This is a genomic window from Pontibacillus halophilus JSM 076056 = DSM 19796 (assembly GCF_000425205.1).
Classification (GTDB): domain Bacteria; phylum Bacillota; class Bacilli; order Bacillales; family BH030062; genus Pontibacillus_A; species Pontibacillus_A halophilus.
On sequence record NZ_AULI01000021.1, the window covers coordinates 21,020 to 36,513 of the forward strand.

The 15,494-nt window shown below is 42.5% G+C and carries 14 protein-coding genes and 2 tRNA genes; 14 read left to right on the top strand and 2 right to left on the bottom strand.

Annotation, left to right across the window (positions count from 1 at the left end; all coding sequences use genetic code 11):
• Positions 1–57 precede the first annotated feature (57 nt).
• The 13 genes from H513_RS0116205 to ytvA all read left to right on the top strand — a co-directional run bounded on the left by H513_RS0116205 (position 58) and on the right by ytvA (position 12,532).
• A complete protein-coding gene (locus H513_RS0116205; RefSeq protein WP_026801664.1) occupies positions 58–696 on the top strand; it encodes a 50S ribosomal protein L25/general stress protein Ctc in 639 nt (212 codons plus the stop codon).
• 235 nt (positions 697–931) lie between these two features.
• The gene (gene pth, locus H513_RS0116210; RefSeq protein WP_026801665.1) at positions 932–1,492 is read left to right on the top strand and encodes an aminoacyl-tRNA hydrolase; all 561 of its coding nucleotides are present in this window, start codon (positions 932–934) and stop codon (positions 1,490–1,492) included.
• Positions 1,493–1,564: 72 nt separating this feature from the next.
• A complete protein-coding gene (locus H513_RS0116215; protein WP_026801666.1) occupies positions 1,565–1,795 on the top strand; it encodes an anti-sigma-F factor Fin in 231 nt (76 codons plus the stop codon).
• A 77-nt stretch (positions 1,796–1,872) separates the two neighbouring features.
• The gene (gene mfd, locus H513_RS0116220) at positions 1,873–5,427 is read left to right on the top strand and encodes a transcription-repair coupling factor (RefSeq protein WP_026801667.1); all 3,555 of its coding nucleotides are present in this window, start codon (positions 1,873–1,875) and stop codon (positions 5,425–5,427) included.
• Between the two features lie 186 nt (positions 5,428–5,613).
• A complete protein-coding gene (spoVT, locus tag H513_RS0116225; RefSeq protein WP_026801668.1) occupies positions 5,614–6,150 on the top strand; it encodes a stage V sporulation protein T in 537 nt (178 codons plus the stop codon).
• 124 nt (positions 6,151–6,274) lie between these two features.
• Positions 6,275–7,855, top strand: a complete 1,581-nt coding sequence (locus tag H513_RS0116230) for a putative polysaccharide biosynthesis protein (RefSeq protein ID WP_026801669.1) — start codon at positions 6,275–6,277, stop codon at positions 7,853–7,855.
• An 11-nt stretch (positions 7,856–7,866) separates the two neighbouring features.
• Complete coding sequence (yabN, locus tag H513_RS0116235; protein WP_026801670.1) at positions 7,867–9,330, top strand: bifunctional methyltransferase/pyrophosphohydrolase YabN; 1,464 nt, start codon at positions 7,867–7,869, stop codon at positions 9,328–9,330.
• Between the two features lie 3 nt (positions 9,331–9,333).
• On the top strand, positions 9,334–9,588 hold the full coding sequence (locus H513_RS0116240; RefSeq protein ID WP_026801671.1) for an RNA-binding S4 domain-containing protein: 255 nt from the start codon (positions 9,334–9,336) through the stop codon (positions 9,586–9,588).
• 97 nt (positions 9,589–9,685) lie between these two features.
• Positions 9,686–9,982 (top strand): sporulation protein YabP, encoded by a 297-nt coding sequence (gene yabP, locus H513_RS0116245; protein ID WP_036770495.1) that lies wholly within the window; start codon positions 9,686–9,688, stop codon positions 9,980–9,982.
• Positions 9,979–10,581 (top strand): spore cortex biosynthesis protein YabQ, encoded by a 603-nt coding sequence (gene yabQ / locus H513_RS0116250; RefSeq protein WP_026801673.1) that lies wholly within the window; start codon positions 9,979–9,981, stop codon positions 10,579–10,581. The genes yabP and yabQ overlap by 4 nt, the downstream gene beginning before the upstream one ends.
• Positions 10,582–10,584: 3 nt before the next feature.
• Positions 10,585–10,965 carry an FtsB family cell division protein gene (locus H513_RS0116255; RefSeq protein WP_026801674.1) on the top strand — a complete coding sequence of 127 codons (381 nt, stop codon included), beginning with the start codon at positions 10,585–10,587 and terminating at the stop codon, positions 10,963–10,965.
• Between the two features lie 75 nt (positions 10,966–11,040).
• Entirely contained in the window at positions 11,041–11,475 is a 435-nt protein-coding gene (locus tag H513_RS0116260) for a S1 domain-containing RNA-binding protein (protein ID WP_026801675.1), read from the top strand.
• Positions 11,476–11,749: 274 nt separating this feature from the next.
• Positions 11,750–12,532, top strand: coding sequence for a YtvA family blue-light photoreceptor (gene ytvA / locus H513_RS0116265; protein ID WP_026801676.1), 783 nt, complete (start codon positions 11,750–11,752; stop codon positions 12,530–12,532).
• Positions 12,533–12,573: 41 nt separating this feature from the next.
• Here the strand turns inward: ytvA and H513_RS0116270 are convergent.
• Together H513_RS0116270 and H513_RS0116275 are read right to left on the bottom strand one after the other, a co-directional pair.
• Positions 12,574–12,645: transfer RNA gene (locus H513_RS0116270), tRNA-Glu, on the bottom strand.
• An 8-nt stretch (positions 12,646–12,653) separates the two neighbouring features.
• Positions 12,654–12,730 (bottom strand) — tRNA-Met (locus H513_RS0116275).
• Between the two features lie 308 nt (positions 12,731–13,038).
• Between H513_RS0116275 and spoIIE the strand changes: the two genes are divergently transcribed.
• Positions 13,039–15,492, top strand: coding sequence for a stage II sporulation protein E (gene spoIIE / locus H513_RS0116280; protein ID WP_026801677.1), 2,454 nt, complete (start codon positions 13,039–13,041; stop codon positions 15,490–15,492).
• The last annotated feature ends 2 nt before the right edge of the window (positions 15,493–15,494 follow it).

Genomic DNA, 15,494 nt, shown 5'->3' on the forward strand with positions numbered 1-15,494 from the left:
ATAGAATAGGTAATTATAAATTATTAAGAGCTCATAATTATCTGGAGGGTGATGAAAATGGCAGTATCGCTTAAAGCAAATGTAAGAACTGATTCTAAACGCTCTACTTTGAATAAATTACGTAGCGGAGGTAGAATCCCTGGAATTGTGTACGGCAAAGGGAAAGAAAATACTTCCGTCAGTGTTGATAATCTAACATTGATTAAAACGCTTCGTGACGAAGGAAAGAACGTAATCATTTCACTTGATATTGAAGGCGATTCTAAAGTGGACGTCATGTTGCATGACTATCAAATAGAGGCACTAAGAGGTGATGTGTATCACGTCGACTTCTATGCGGTAGACATGTCCTCAGAGATTGACGTAAATGTCCCTGTTCATCTTGAAGGGGAAGCGCAAGGTGTGAAAGACGGAGGAATTCTGTCTCAACCTCTATATGAACTAGCTGGTAAAGCGAAACCGACTGAGATTCCAGAATCTATTACGGTAGATATTTCTAAGCTAGAAGTAGGCGATAGCGTAACCGTAGCTGACCTTCCTAAGATTTCAAACTTTGAGATTACAGAAGATGAAGCAACGACAATCGCGAACGTATTGCCTCCTACGACAGAAGAAGTAGTAGAACCAGGTGAAACTCAAGATGGTTCTGTTGAACCGGAACTTGTTGATGGGGAAGACAGTAACAACCAAGAATAGAGATCATCTTAATCAAGAAGAGAGAAGGCGTAGCCTATATGAAGGTTACGCCTTTTTTTCAAATTCTTGAGGAGATGTGAATTCATAAGTTCGTTCCATAAAGAAGGACAGAGTGCGTAACTAGAGTCCAAAGAAATATGTAGTAGAAGGCTGTACGTTACGTGCAGTCGCTTTTCATTTCCTCATGACTTCCGTTACAATAACATCAGAGAACAAAGCAGAAACGAGGGATTAGATGAAGCTCATTGTTGGACTAGGAAATCCAGGACCTAAATTTGATCAAACAAGACATAATATAGGGTTTATGGCCATAGATGAATTGGTGTCACGACAGAATTGGAAGCTTAATAAAGAGAAATTTAAAGGGGTCTACACCGTTGAACGTTTGAACGGGGAGAAAGTGATTATCGTTAAGCCGATGACGTACATGAACTTATCTGGTGAGTGTGTGCGTCCTTTAATGGAATACTACGACCTTGAACCGGAAGACGTGGTTGTTATCTACGATGACATGGACTTGCCAACAGGAAAAGTTCGTCTCCGTCAAAAAGGTGGACATGGTGGCCACAATGGAATTCGCTCTATGATTGATCAATTAGGCACGAAAGAATTCAATCGAATCCGTTTAGGAATTGGGAAGCCGACCGCACCGATGTCTGTAACTGATTATGTGCTTGGTAAATTTGATGGCGAAGAACAAAAATTTGTTTCAGAAGCAGTAGTTAAGGCAGCTGAAGCATGTGAGGCATGGACGGACAAATCATTCTTAGAAGTAATGAATACATTTAATCAATAGAGTAAGCTGTATACTGAAGGTCGGCTCGGGGTAAACTAGTGCTGTCACGCTATATCTCGAGGAGGATTCAGCTTGTCTGTTAAATACTATTGTCGTCACTGCCATACGAAAGTAGGCGAGCTGCCCCATCAGCTTACAGATGGCTATCAGCTGGGCCTAGAAGACTTAACAGAGGACGAACGAAATATGATGATCCAACATAAGAATGATGGGAGCCTTTATGTGCAAACCATCTGTGAGAACTGTCAAGATACATTAGAAAAGAATCCGCACTATCATGAATTGGACTACTTTTTACAATAGAATGAAGCAAAGAGAGCTTTGGATGGATCCAAAGCATTTTTGCGTTGGTGTGAGAGGTTAAGGGGGATAAGGGCATGATGCAAGGAATAAAGAACTTTTTAAAAACGCAAGATGATATACAGTCCATTCTTTCAGGATTTCAATCAGGAATGAAAGAGCAATTTGTTTCTGGGCTTTCTGGTTCTGCACGGAGCGCGCTTGTATCTGTGATGGAAGAAGCGGAAGAGAGGCCAATTCTGCTCGTAACGCATCAATTGATGCAGGCTCAACAGTTGTATGAGGACTTGGTTTCACTTATGGACCCAGAAGACGTCCACTTGTACCCGGTCAACGAATTGATAGCTTCAGAAATCGCGATTGCAAGCCCTGAGTTACTTAGCGATCGTCTCGAAGCATTGAACCATTGGGCTGAACGAAATAGAGGGGTGCTCATTGCTCCAGTCGCTGCTTTGAAGCGCTTGTTGCCTCCTACATCTTATTGGGAAGAATATCAACTTCACTACAAACTTGGGGATGTCATTGACTTGGAAGCTCATCTCGCTTCACTCGTTGATATGGGGTACAGTCGAGTTGATATGGCGACTAAGCCTGGTGAATTTAGTCTCCGTGGAGGGATTCTTGATATCTACAGTTTAACGCAGCCGAATCCAGTTCGAATTGAATTGTTCGATGACGAAGTAGATTCTATGCGTTTCTTTGATTCTGAAAGTCAACGCTCCCTTGAGAAGGTAGACGCAATTAAAATTGGACCAGCGAGTGAACTGCTACTAAAAGATGCTGACTACAGGCGTGGAGCTGACAGTCTGGAAACCGCCCTTTCTGATACACTTGCTGCGACGAAAGATGACAATATTCGTGAGCAACTCGTTGAAACCGTAGAGCATGACCTTGAACGGCTAAAGAACGGGGAACGGTTTGAGGGGATGTACAAATACATCTCACTCTATTACGAACAAACTACTAGTTTATTAGATTATGTTCCAGATAACGGACTGCTTATCTTTGACGAAATGAGCCGTATCCAAGAAACGGCAAATCGATTGGATGAAGAAGAAGGAGAATGGTATACAAGCCTACTGAACTCAGGAAAGATAGTGCGAGAACTATCCATCTCCTATGACTGGCACGAAGTGTGGAAGAACATACGTCATCCACGCTTATATATGTCTGTATTCTTAAGACATATCCCAAATACGCAACCAGAGAATATCGTCAATATGTCTTGTCGAGCCATGCAACAGTTCCATGGGCAGATGAATCTATTGCAAAGTGAAATGCAACGTTGGACGAAGGGCAATTACTCCGTGTTAATCGTTGCACCGAATGAAGAACGCGCTGAAAAGGTGAAATCGGTTCTAGAAGACTACGATATGGAAGCGGTCATCTCAGAAGGGGAGTATGAGCTTCCGCTTTCAACCCCGACCGTTATCACGGGGCAGTTGCAATCTGGATTTGAGCTTCCTATGCATAAGGTGGCAATTCTCACTGAAGGTGAACTATTTAAGAAGCGAAGTGGTTCCCGCCAGAAGAAGAAAAAGCAGAAGATGACTAACGCCGAGCGAATTAAGAGTTACCAGGAGCTAAAAGTTGGGGACTACGTCGTTCATAGTAGTCACGGGATTGGTAAGTATTTAGGGATTGAAACGCTTGAATTAAACGGCGTCCATAAAGACTATATGCTGATCAAATACTCTGGCGATGACAAACTGTACGTTCCTATCGAACAAATCGATTTAATTCAGAAGTTTGTAGGATCAGAAGGGAAAGAACCTAAGCTATACAAGCTTGGGGGATCAGATTGGAAGAAAGTCAAAAGTCGGGTGCAGTCGTCTGTTGAAGATATTGCAGATGAACTGATTAAACTATACGCAGAGCGAGAATCTACGACAGGGCATGCCTTTAGCCAAGATACGGAAATGCAACGTGACTTTGAAGCTGCCTTCCCTTACCAAGAAACAGAAGACCAGTTACGGTGCATTCAAGAGATTAAAGAGGACATGGAGAAGTCTAGACCTATGGATCGTCTCCTTTGTGGGGATGTCGGTTATGGAAAAACGGAAGTTGCGATACGTGCTGCCTTCAAAGCAATTGTGGAAGGAAAGCAAGTAGCCATCCTAGTTCCTACTACAATCTTGGCACAACAACACTTTGAAACCATCCAAGAACGTTTCCAAGACTTTGGTGTAAATATAGGCTTGTTGAGTCGTTTCCGTACGAAGAAGCAGCAAAAGGACATAAAGGATGGATTAGAAAAGGGGCTCATTGATATTGTGGTGGGCACGCACCGTCTCTTATCGAAAGATGTAAAGGTTAAAAACTTGGGTCTTCTTATCGTCGATGAGGAACAACGGTTCGGTGTAAAGCATAAAGAAAAGATTAAACAGCTGAAGACCAATGTAGATGTACTTACTCTTACAGCTACGCCTATTCCGCGTACACTCCATATGTCTATGCTTGGCGTTCGTGACTTGTCTGTAATTGAAACGCCACCTGAGAACCGCTTTCCGATTCAAACCTACGTACTTGAATACAATCCGGTATTCATACGAGAAGCGATAGAGCGAGAGCTCGCTCGTGGGGGGCAGGTATTCTTTCTCTTTAACAGAGTAGAAAACATTGAGCGGATGGCTGAGGAAATTTCTGCGCTTGTGGAAGATGCACGGGTAACGTTTGCTCATGGGCAGATGAATGAGACAGAGCTTGAGAATGTCATGTTTAGTTTTCTTGAAGGAGAAGCAGATGTACTCGTCAGTACGACGATTATCGAGACAGGTGTAGATATCCCGAACGTAAACACGCTCATTGTCTATGATGCCGATCGCATGGGACTGAGTCAGCTGTATCAGCTACGAGGGCGCGTTGGTCGTTCGAACCGAGTTGCATACGCCTACTTTACGTACCAACGGGACAAGGTGCTTACAGAGGTGGCTGAGAAGCGTCTCCAAGCAATTAAAGAGTTCACAGAACTAGGTTCAGGATTTAAGATTGCAATGAGAGACTTATCTATACGAGGAACAGGAAATCTGTTAGGATCTCAACAACATGGGTTCATTGATTCTGTAGGATTTGATATGTACTCACAGATGCTTAAAGATGCAATCGACGCTCGTAAAGAAGGCAAAGATATTGAAGATATTCAGCCTTTCGAACCGGAACTGAATTTAACAATCGATGCTTATATTCCAGATGTGTACATTGATGATGAGAAACAGAAGATTGATATGTACAAACGTATTCAGGCTATTGAGGAGAAAGAAGATATAAGGGATATTCAAGAAGAGTTGGTCGACCGCTTTGGCGACTATCCAGAAGAGGTTGAGAATCTGTTTAAAGTGGCTAAGATTAAGCTGTTAGCGAAACAGGAAAGAATAGAGTCCATTACAGAGAAGAAGAAGCAAATCGAACTGATTATGCAGGAGAATGAGACGGATCGCATCCAAGGAAAAGGTGATCAGCTGTATATGAAAGCGATGAGCTATGGAACAGGGAGAATGGTGAATCTAGGTAGTGAAGGACAGAAGCTGAAGATGACACTTCTACTCTCTAAACAAAACTATAAAGAGCGCTATGACTACATTTCACAACTCATTCAGGATGTGAAAGAAGTAAAAGAAGCGGAACCTACGACATAAATAAATCCTCCTCTTCCACGTCGGAAGAAGGAGGATTTTTCATTATAGGTGAAAAATAAAAACAATGGAATGTATAGAAAAATTCAGGAAGTATGTATACTTCTTCAAGGTTGCAAAATAATAAAATCATCAACAGGTGAATCATCACCGTAGAATACTCATCATTGAAAAGAGGGGTTCCGTAATATGAAGGCAACAGGTATTGTACGTCGTATTGATGACCTAGGTCGTGTGGTTATCCCTAAAGAAATTCGTAGAACACTACGAATTCGAGAAGGTGACCCGCTTGAGATCTTCGTGGATCGCGAAGGGGAAGTCATCTTGAAGAAGTATTCGCCTATTAGTGAGCTTGGAGATTTCGCGAAGGAATATGCGGATGCCCTATTTGATTCCCTCGGACATACTGTATTGATTTGTGACCGAGATGATTTTATCGCCGTGTCTGGAGGTACGAAGAAAGAGTACCTGAATAAAGGAATCGGCAAGAGAGTAGAACAGGCAATTCAAGACAGAACTGCACTTACAGAAACGAATGAGTCCACGGTCGAAATTGTCAACGATGTTGAAGAGACGCTCTCATCCTATGTCATTGGTCCAATCGTTGCTAATGGTGACCCAATTGGTTGCGTACTCATCTTATCGAAAGATGGACAATCATTAGGAGCTGTTGAACAGAAGTCAGTCGAGACGGCTGCAAGTTTCTTGGCAAGGCAAATGGAATAGAAACAAGGTACGGAGCGTGTTGACGCTCCTTTTTCTATGCCTTTTACCGTATTTAGCTCTCCTGATTCCGGTTGTCTGTCTATGCTATAATGTTGCATATGGAAAAGGATAGAAAGGACCCAGTATGAAAAACGGAAACTCATCGAATCAATTTATTAAAGGAGCGCTTCTGCTAACGATTGCAGGCTTAGTGAGTAAGATCTTAAGTGCTGGCTATCGGATTCCGCTTCAGAATATTACAGGAAACGAAGGATTCTATGTCTATCAACAAGTCTACCCCATCCTTGGTATTGCGTGGATGTTATCCCTATACGGATTGCCGGCTGCGTTATCCTCTTTAGTTGCAGAACAAACGATAAAAGACAAATACCGTAATGGGGGTACAGTGTTCCTACCTGTATTCCTTGCGATGATGTTATTGTCCTTGCTTGGCTTTTTAGTTGTCTATTTTGGGAGCTCGGCTCTTGCACGATTTATAGGAGACCCGTCATTGACTCCAATCTACAAACTCGCATCCTTCACCTTTTTATTCCTCCCGTTTACGTCGGTATTACGGGGGTGGTTTCAAGGGGATGGGGATATGAAACCTACAGCCATCTCTCAAGTTGTGGAACAATTGGTGCGCGTGGTCGTTATTTTATTTGCGGCTGTTGTTCTTGTTGGAGAAGATGTCTATCTCATAGGGAGTGGAGCGGCCTACGGCTCTATTGCTGGAGCGCTTGCTGCTATTATCACGCTGGTTTATTTCCGAGTGAAACATCGAAATAAAGCTCTAGTTAGAATGGAAGGGTTAGCTTGGTCGCGTGTTCTTTATACCGTGTTTGTCGTTGGCGTCTTTACGTGCTTCAATTATATGACACTCCTCTTTATGCAACTTGCAGATGCCTTGAATCTGGTTAACGCATTAGAAAGCGCTGGGATGTCCTTTGAGGCAGCTAAAGAGTGGAAAGGGATATTCGATCGCGGCTATCCTTTATTGCAACTAGGCCTTGTTCTAGGCTCTTCGCTTGCACTCGCCTTAATACCCGCTCTAACAAAACAGCGACTAGCAAAGAATGAAGAGCAAACAATTCTGCACACGAAGCAGGCGTTATCATTAAGCTTTTACCTATCTCTTGGTGCTACAATTGGACTCATTCTTATGTTCCCGCAAGTAAATGTGTTGTTCTTTGAGACGGATGAGGGAACAACAGCATTGCGTGTTCTGTCGTTAGCTATTTTATTTGGATCGGTCGGGTTAACATCTTCAGCTCTGCTACAAGGTCTTGGGACGACGTTGTTGCCCGCTGCTATTGTGCTTATTGCATTCGTCCTGAAGTGTGTAGGAAATAGTATCGCCGTTCCGCTATGGGGGATTACTGGAGCTGCTGTTAGCTCGACTGGGGCTATGGCAATTATATGTATAGCGAATCTGGTAGCATTGCGAACAAAGTTGAAGCGTTCCCTTCCCATTATGAACCTTCGATTGATTGGAATCGTGTTCGTTGCAGTTCTGGCTTTGGTCGTTTCTGTTCACACATCTTTGTTCTTATATCGGGAAATGTTTCCTGTGAAACAACGCTTAGATTACATCGGTTACACCTTTGTACCTGTACTAGTTGGAGCCCTTACATATATCATTGCTTTAATACGAGGGGGAGCCTTTACAGACGAACTTCTTGAGCAATTCCCCCTCCAATCGTTAATATCGAAACTAAAGAAATAGGAGGTCTTGTCATGAGCCACATTACGATTATTGGTCTTGGTGGTGGAGATTTAGATCAGCTCTCGTTACGTAGTTATCGCACGCTAACGAAGCACGAAGGAAAGGTCTACACCCGAACAATAGACCATCCATTAATTCCGGAGTTAGAAAAAGAAGGAGTCGCCTTTCAATCATTTGATACAGTCTACGAGAAGCATGACGATTTCCAGTCTGTATACGAAGAAATTACGAGTTCTCTCATACAGGTAGCCGAAGAGGAACCGGTACTTTATACAGTACCTGGCCATCCAATGTTGGCAGAACAATCGGTGCAATTATTGTTAGCTGCTCAGCAGGAAGGGAAGGTTGAGATCCAGATTTCAGGGGGACAAAGTTACTTGGACGATACGTTTTCTGCTTTAGGGATTGATCCGATTGAAGGATTTCAATTTATGGACGGTACATCGTTCAATCGCAATGCAATTGAACATCGACACCATACAATCTTCTGCCAGGTCTATGATGAAATGATTGCATCGGCCGTTAAGTTGGAATTAATGGAAGACCTATCTCCGGATACGAGCGTCTACATCGTGAATGCAGCGGGGTCTTCCATGGAAGAAATTATTGAGGTGCCGCTTCATGAATTAGACCGTAGCGTTAAATTAAGTAACTTAACGAGCGTATATGTTCCACCAGTTTCGGAGGAGACGCTTAACCATCAATTCTTCCGATTGCGCGATACAATTGCAACACTCCGTGGACCAGAAGGCTGTCCATGGGATAAAGAGCAGACACACGAAAGTCTACGTCCTTATCTTATCGAAGAGGCCTATGAATTTATTGATGCAGTTGTCAATGAAGATGATGAGAATATGATTGAAGAGTTAGGCGACTTGCTCTTGCAAATCATGTTACACAGTCAAATAGGAGAAGATGAAGGATTTTTCTCCATTGATGACGTAATTCTATCCATTACAGATAAAATGATACGCCGGCACCCACACGTGTTTGGAGAGGTTGCGGTTGAATCATCTGAAGATGTTGTGAGCAACTGGGATGAGATTAAACGCCAAGAAAAAGAGGAGAGGATGTCTGCTCTTGATGGTGTGGAGGAATCATCTCCACAGTTGCTTCGCTCGAAAGAGTTACAGAAGAAAGCGAAGAAAGTAGGATTTGATTGGGATGATCCAACTCCGATTTGGGAGAAGATTGAGGAGGAGCTTGAGGAATTTCGTCAAAGCCTTCAGAACGAGAGTGCAAACGCGCAGGAGTTAGAATTTGGAGACGTCCTATTTGCACTCGTGAATCTAGCAAGATACTATAAAATCAATCCTGAACTAGCACTTAGACAAACCAATGCCAAATTTGAACGACGCTTTCGAGAAATGGAAATCATGATTCAAGGAACGGGGCAGTCTCTCGAATCAATGACGTTATCAGAGCTTGACGCATACTGGGAGAAAGCAAAAATGAAGGAAAGAAATGAGGACTAGCATATGAGGTTAGATAAATTCTTAAAGATATCTCGATTAATTAAACGACGCACGTTGGCTAAAGAAGTAGCGCAACAGGGGCGTATTCACATTAACGGGAATGTAGCGAAAGCTTCCTCTGAAATTGAGGTTGGCGATGAACTTTCCATTCGCTTTGGACAAAAACAGTTGACGATTGAAATTGTTTCGATAAGAGAAAATGTAAGAAAAGAAGAAGCACAGTCGTTGTACAAAGTGCTTAAAGAGGAAGAAGTGTAAGAGGGAAGAGGTCGTCAGCGGACGGCCTCTTTTTCTATGTTCTATTCCTGCTCTTCATCTCATAAATTAATAACGATTATGGGAGAGGGGTGGAAGAATGGAGTATGGAATAGACCAGCAATCTCGTGGACAAGCCGAACACCACGTTAAGATGAATAATCGTAGAAATTTAGAGATAACCGGTGTGAAAGAAGTAGACAGCTTTGATGCGGAAGAGTTTCTCCTGCAGACAACAATGGGGTACCTCGTTATTCGGGGACAGAACCTACAAATGAAGAACTTAGATGTGGAAGAAGGGATCGTTTCAATCAAAGGAAAGGTGTACGAGCTTTCCTATCTCGATGAACAGAGTGGGGAGAAAGCTAAAGGATTCTTTAGCAAAATGTTTAAATGAGTCTTGATACACAGTTTTACACGATGCTCCTTATGTTCGGTAGCGGGGTCTATTTAGGCTCTGCTATTGATACATATAGGAGGTTTGAACGGTTATGGAAAGGCCACGTCTGGCTACGTTACGTGAGTGAAATTTTGTTTTGGGTGATTCAATCCGTCATTATCTTTTACATGCTTTTTCTCGGAAATGAGGGCGAACTTCGGTTTTACATCTTCCTCTCAATTCTATGTGGGTACGCAGCCTATCAAGCGCTCTTTAAAACGGTGTATCGCCTATGGTTGGAACGTGTCATTACAATGACTGTAGCGTTATATCGCTTTTTGAAGCGGCTTGTTTTTGTGTTGATTGTACAACCCATCCGATTCCTGCTGATGCTGGTTACGAAGCTGTTAATTATCTTTTGGTCTGTCATTCTGTGGATCTTGATGACTCTTCTTAAAGTGGTTCTCTATCCCATTCGGCTACTTGGTAAGCTGCTATGGTGGCTACTTCCGAAAAAGTTTCAAGAATTTCTGAGACAAGTTGCAGGATTCTATAGTAAAATGAAGAATAGGTTAGATAAAATATGGGAAAAGTACGTAAGTAAAAGGGGGGAATAATCGGTGAAGTCTGAGCGAGATACCGTTGCAAAAATTGAGTCCAATTATGTGAAACAGTACGATGCCCAAGTATCAAGACAAAAGAATCGTCAAAAACGTCTCGTGCGCCGATTGGCACTCTTTGCAGTCCTTACCTTCGTGATCATGGGAGGGTTACTTTCTTACCATATTCATCAACGATCCTTACATGCAGAGAAAAAGGCAGATTATGAAGAGTTGAAGACAGAGCATAATCAGCTTGAACAGAAGCAGGCGAACTTAGAGGAAGAGATTCAACTTCTGAAGGATGAAGACTATGTGCTCCAAATTGCGCGTACGAACTATTTCTTCTCCAAAGAGGGAGAAATCATCTTTAAGTTGCCAGATAGCGACCCGTCTTATTGACACCTTTTTCAATGCTTATATATAATAGTAAAGAATGATACATTTTTTTAAATCTTAAGGAGGAGCATTTCTTTTATGTCAATTGAAGTAGGCAGCAAGTTGCAGGGCAAGGTAACGGGTATTACCAATTTCGGAGCATTCGTTGAGCTTCCAAATGGGTCAACAGGGCTTGTTCACATTAGTGAGGTTGCTGATAATTATGTAAAGGACATTAATGAGCATCTATCTAAAGGCGACCAGGTAGAGGTAAAGGTCATTAATGTTGAAAACGATGGAAAGATTGGTCTATCCATCAAGAAGGCTAAAGAAAACTATAACAGCAATAGTAACAACAATAACAACAATAGCCGCCCTAATAAAGGAAGAGGCAATCGTCCACAACGAAACGAAAAGCCTGAGAACTTTGAATCAAAAATGAATCGTTTTCTTAAAGATAGCGAAGACCGCCTAGCTTCTTTAAGAAAGCACACGGAATCAAAACGTGGTGGTAGAGGTGCTAAGAAAGGTTAACTTGCTGTCTAACCATGGTAAAAGTGAATCTAAATTAAGATATCTCTATATATAAGAGACTGGCTGCCTAGCCAGTCTCTTTTTATTAGGCTCTATTAATTTCGTACACATTCACGGTGTAGCCCCGGGCATGAGTGTTTAGAACTAGGGTGAACATGTCCCCATGAGCGCGAAAAACCTCATACGCATCGTTTAAAGAGAGCTATCTTTGTTCAAACAGCATTAGATTTGGTACGATGTGGATGGAAAGAAAAGATGAAGAGGAGCGAACTGGATGGGAACACATTTACTTCAAGGTGATGCGTTTTATAAGACGCTAGAAAAGGCGATTGACCATACACGTGTTGGCATAACCATAACGGACCCAACAATAGCAGACAATCCAATTGTGTATGCGAACGAATCCTTTCAACAGATTACAGGTTATGAGGAAGATGATATTATTGGTCATAATTGTCGTTTTCTTCAGGGGAAAGAGACAGACAAGGATGCCGTTTACCAAATTAAACGGGCTGTTGAAAATGCCGATTCAATTGAGATTACCATTTTAAACTATAGGAAAGATGGGACACCATTTTGGAATGAGCTACATATTGACCCTGTTTATGTAGAGTCGGAGGATAAGACATACTTTATTGGGATTCAGCATGATGTGACGAAGCAGAAAGAGACGGAAGAACAATTAAAGACTTCTGAGGATGAAGTGATGGCTCTATCTACGCCAATCGTTTCTATTGCAGAAGGGGTATCTGTCTTGCCTTTAGTTGGGAGTATGTCTAAAGAGCGGATTGATACAATATCGGATCATATTACAGAGAAGATTTCTAGGAATCGCGAGGAGACGTTAATCGTTGAGTTGTCTGGTATTCGTGATTTTAACGAAGAGGTCATTAGAGGCATCTATCGTTTACATGATCTATTGAACTTATTAGGGACAACCTTAATCATTTCAGGGATTCAGCCGGAATTTGCTGCACAATCAGCCAAACTCCAAATGGACCTATCCACGATTCAAACGTATGGCACTGTAAAGGAAGCATTGAAATATATTCAATAGAACAAAAAAAGGCTGTCCATTTATGGACAGCCTTTCGTGTATGACCCGTACGGGATTCGAACCCGTGTTACCGCCGTGAAAGGGCGGTGTCTTAACCACTTGACCAACGGGCCAGAAGATATGGTAGCGGTGGAGGGGATCGAACCCACGACCTCACGGGTATGAACCGTGCGCTCTCGCCATCTGAGCTACACCGCCATGTCTTAAATGGTTTTGCCTCTCTCAAAGGCACAAACAATATACTACAGTACATCATTTCAACTGTCAACGAAATAGAATAAAAAAATTATATTCTATTAATTTTTAATTTTTCTACATCTTTTACGGTCGATTTATAGCGGAAAACAGGAAGTTTAATTTGGTGCCACAACTGTTTTGGCGAATTCTACCATTGTTGCAATGAAACCGTCGAAAAGATTTAGTTCTATGCCCTCTTGTTTTGACAAAATAAGCTCGTCCTACGTGGTTTAATAAACTTACAAATACGACAAGGAGTGGTGATTGGAATGACAACATTAACACGTACTGGAGGAAAGGTTATGAAGGGGAGCTTTTCAGCGACGCTGGCTAGAGGGAAACAAAAGCTCGGTGATCGGACACGTGCACTTATGATTGAAAGAGGTCTGCTACTCTTTCTTGTTGCATTCCTATTAGGACGAGCTGTTGTATTATCCAGCGTTTCTCCATTTGCGTTAGCGTTCCTGGCGGCGGTTTGGTTAATGCGTAAGGAGAGATCTATTAACGTAACGATTGCGGCAGTGGCTGGGGCGGTAACGATTAGTATCTCGCAGGGCGTGTTTGTGTTAACGGCATCGGTTACCTTCTTTGTGATAGCATTCTTATTTCAAAGGATCCAAGCTCAGCAACGTTTGTTACCAGTCTACGTGTTTTTAGCAAGTTTCATACCTAGGCTAGTCTACTTTTATTTCGTAGATGGGGTAGAAACTTATGCGTTGGTTATGTCGGGGGTAGAGGCCGGATTGAGTTCAATCCTTGTCCTTATCTTTATGCAGAGTGTTCCGCTATTATCACCAAAGCGAATAACGAAAACGTTAAAGAATGAAGAAATTATATGCATGATTATTCTGCTAGCCTCAATCTTGACAGGGACGATTGGGTGGCAGGTTTATGATATATCCGTGGAGCAGGTATTGTCTCGCTATTTAGTGCTTGGATTGGCGTTTATTGGGGGTGCCGCTATTGGCGCAACGGTGGGTGTCGTTACGGGATTGATTTTGAGTCTTGCCAATGTGGCTGATCTCAATCAGATGAGTCTGTTAGCCTTCTCAGGTCTTCTTGGAGGGTTATTAAAAGAAGGGAGAAAACTAGGGGTAGGAGCGGGCCTGTTTGTGGCCACGCTTCTTATTGGAATCTATGGGGATGGGATGGAGGCGCTCGGGCCTTCCATGATTGAAACTTCAGTAGCTGTGCTACTCTTTTTCGTGACGCCTGAAAGTTGGATTCGGAAGATGGCTCGTTACATACCAGGTACGAGCGAGCACTCTGAAGAACAAGCTCAATATCTACAAAAGGTGAGGGATGCAACCGCTAGTCGTGTTGAACAATTTTCAAGCGTATTTCAGGCTTTATCCAATAGCTTTGACCGTGCTCAATGGCAAATGGACGAGGATGAACAAACGAAAGAGACGGATTTCTTCTTAAGTAATGTAACAGAAAAGACTTGTCAATCATGCTTCCGCAAGGATAAGTGCTGGGCGCAGTGCTTTGATGAGACGTATGGATATATGCAAGAACTTATGACGGAACTTGATGAAGGGACGTTCAAACCGCGCCGTAAACTTCATAATGATTTCGATCGACATTGCGTGAAGTCCGATAAAGTGATTGAGGCGATGAAAGGAGAGTTATCATTCTATCAAGCTAACCAACAGTTAAAGAAACAAGTAAAGGAGAGTAGACAATTTGTAGCTGATCAATTAAGAGGGGTTTCGGCGGTAATGGATGACTTTGCAAAGGAGATTCTAAAAGAAAGGGTGAACCATGAACAACAAGAAGAGGCAATTAGTTCTGCTTTAAAGAGTATGGGGTTTGAAATTGAGAAATTAGATATTTTCAGCTTGGACCCAGGAAGCGTGGATATCGAAATGACGCTATCGTTTTACGATTATAAAGGGGAAGGGGCTAAGATTGTTGCGCCTGTCTTATCCGATATACTAAATGAGACGATTGTTGTGAAGCATGAGGAGGTTTCTCCTTTTCCAAACGGATATTGTCAATTTTCATTTAGTTCCTCACAGAAATACAAAGTAGACAGCGGTGTTTCTCATGCTGCTAAGGATGGAGGGTTTATTTCAGGTGATAGTTATTCCTTAATTGAGCTCGGTGCAGGGAAGCATGCAGTTGCCATTAGTGACGGGATGGGGAATGGAGAGCGGGCCCACATCGAAAGTACCGAAACGCTCCGTCTGCTCCAACAAATCTTGCAAACTGGCATCGACGAAGAAGTCGCAATTAAGTCGATTAATTCCATCCTGTCATTACGGACGATGGACGAGATCTTCTCGACACTGGACTTAGCTGTGGTCGATTTGAATGATGCTGCCGTGAAGTTTCTTAAGATTGGTTCTACACCAAGCTATATAAAGAGAGGAGACCAGCTGATTAAGATTGAGGCAAGTAACTTGCCGATGGGGATTATCACAGACTTCGATGTTGATGTTGTGAGTGAGCAGTTAAAGCCAGGGGATTTATTAATCATGATGAGTGATGGTATCTTTGATGGTCCTAAGCATGTCGAGAATATTGATATGTGGCTCAGAAGGAAAATACGTGAGATGAGAACGGAAGACCCGCAAGATGTAGCGGACTTATTATTAGAGGAGGTAATTCGAACAAGATCAGGAAGAATTGAAGATGATATGACTGTATTGGTTACGAAGATTGACCATAACGTACCTAGGTGGGCCGCCATTCCACTCTACGGTCAGCAAGCTCAATAAGG

What these genes read in the sequence shown, in the direction of transcription:
- H513_RS0116230 (WP_026801669.1), top strand. Translation starts at nt 6,275, where the DNA reads ATGAAAAACGGAAACTCATCGAATCAATTTATTAAAGGAGCGCTTCTG.
- H513_RS0116240 (WP_026801671.1), top strand. Translation starts at nt 9,334, where the DNA reads ATGAGGTTAGATAAATTCTTAAAGATATCTCGATTAATTAAACGACGC.
- ytvA (WP_026801676.1), top strand. Translation starts at nt 11,750, where the DNA reads ATGGGAACACATTTACTTCAAGGTGATGCGTTTTATAAGACGCTAGAA.
- mfd (WP_026801667.1), top strand. Translation starts at nt 1,873, where the DNA reads ATGCAAGGAATAAAGAACTTTTTAAAAACGCAAGATGATATACAGTCC.
- yabP (WP_036770495.1), top strand. Translation starts at nt 9,686, where the DNA reads ATGGAGTATGGAATAGACCAGCAATCTCGTGGACAAGCCGAACACCAC.
- H513_RS0116205 (WP_026801664.1), top strand. Translation starts at nt 58, where the DNA reads ATGGCAGTATCGCTTAAAGCAAATGTAAGAACTGATTCTAAACGCTCT.
- yabN (WP_026801670.1), top strand. Translation starts at nt 7,867, where the DNA reads ATGAGCCACATTACGATTATTGGTCTTGGTGGTGGAGATTTAGATCAG.
- H513_RS0116260 (WP_026801675.1), top strand. Translation starts at nt 11,041, where the DNA reads ATGTCAATTGAAGTAGGCAGCAAGTTGCAGGGCAAGGTAACGGGTATT.
- yabQ (WP_026801673.1), top strand. Translation starts at nt 9,979, where the DNA reads ATGAGTCTTGATACACAGTTTTACACGATGCTCCTTATGTTCGGTAGC.
- spoVT (WP_026801668.1), top strand. Translation starts at nt 5,614, where the DNA reads ATGAAGGCAACAGGTATTGTACGTCGTATTGATGACCTAGGTCGTGTG.
- pth (WP_026801665.1), top strand. Translation starts at nt 932, where the DNA reads ATGAAGCTCATTGTTGGACTAGGAAATCCAGGACCTAAATTTGATCAA.
- spoIIE (WP_026801677.1), top strand. Translation starts at nt 13,039, where the DNA reads ATGACAACATTAACACGTACTGGAGGAAAGGTTATGAAGGGGAGCTTT.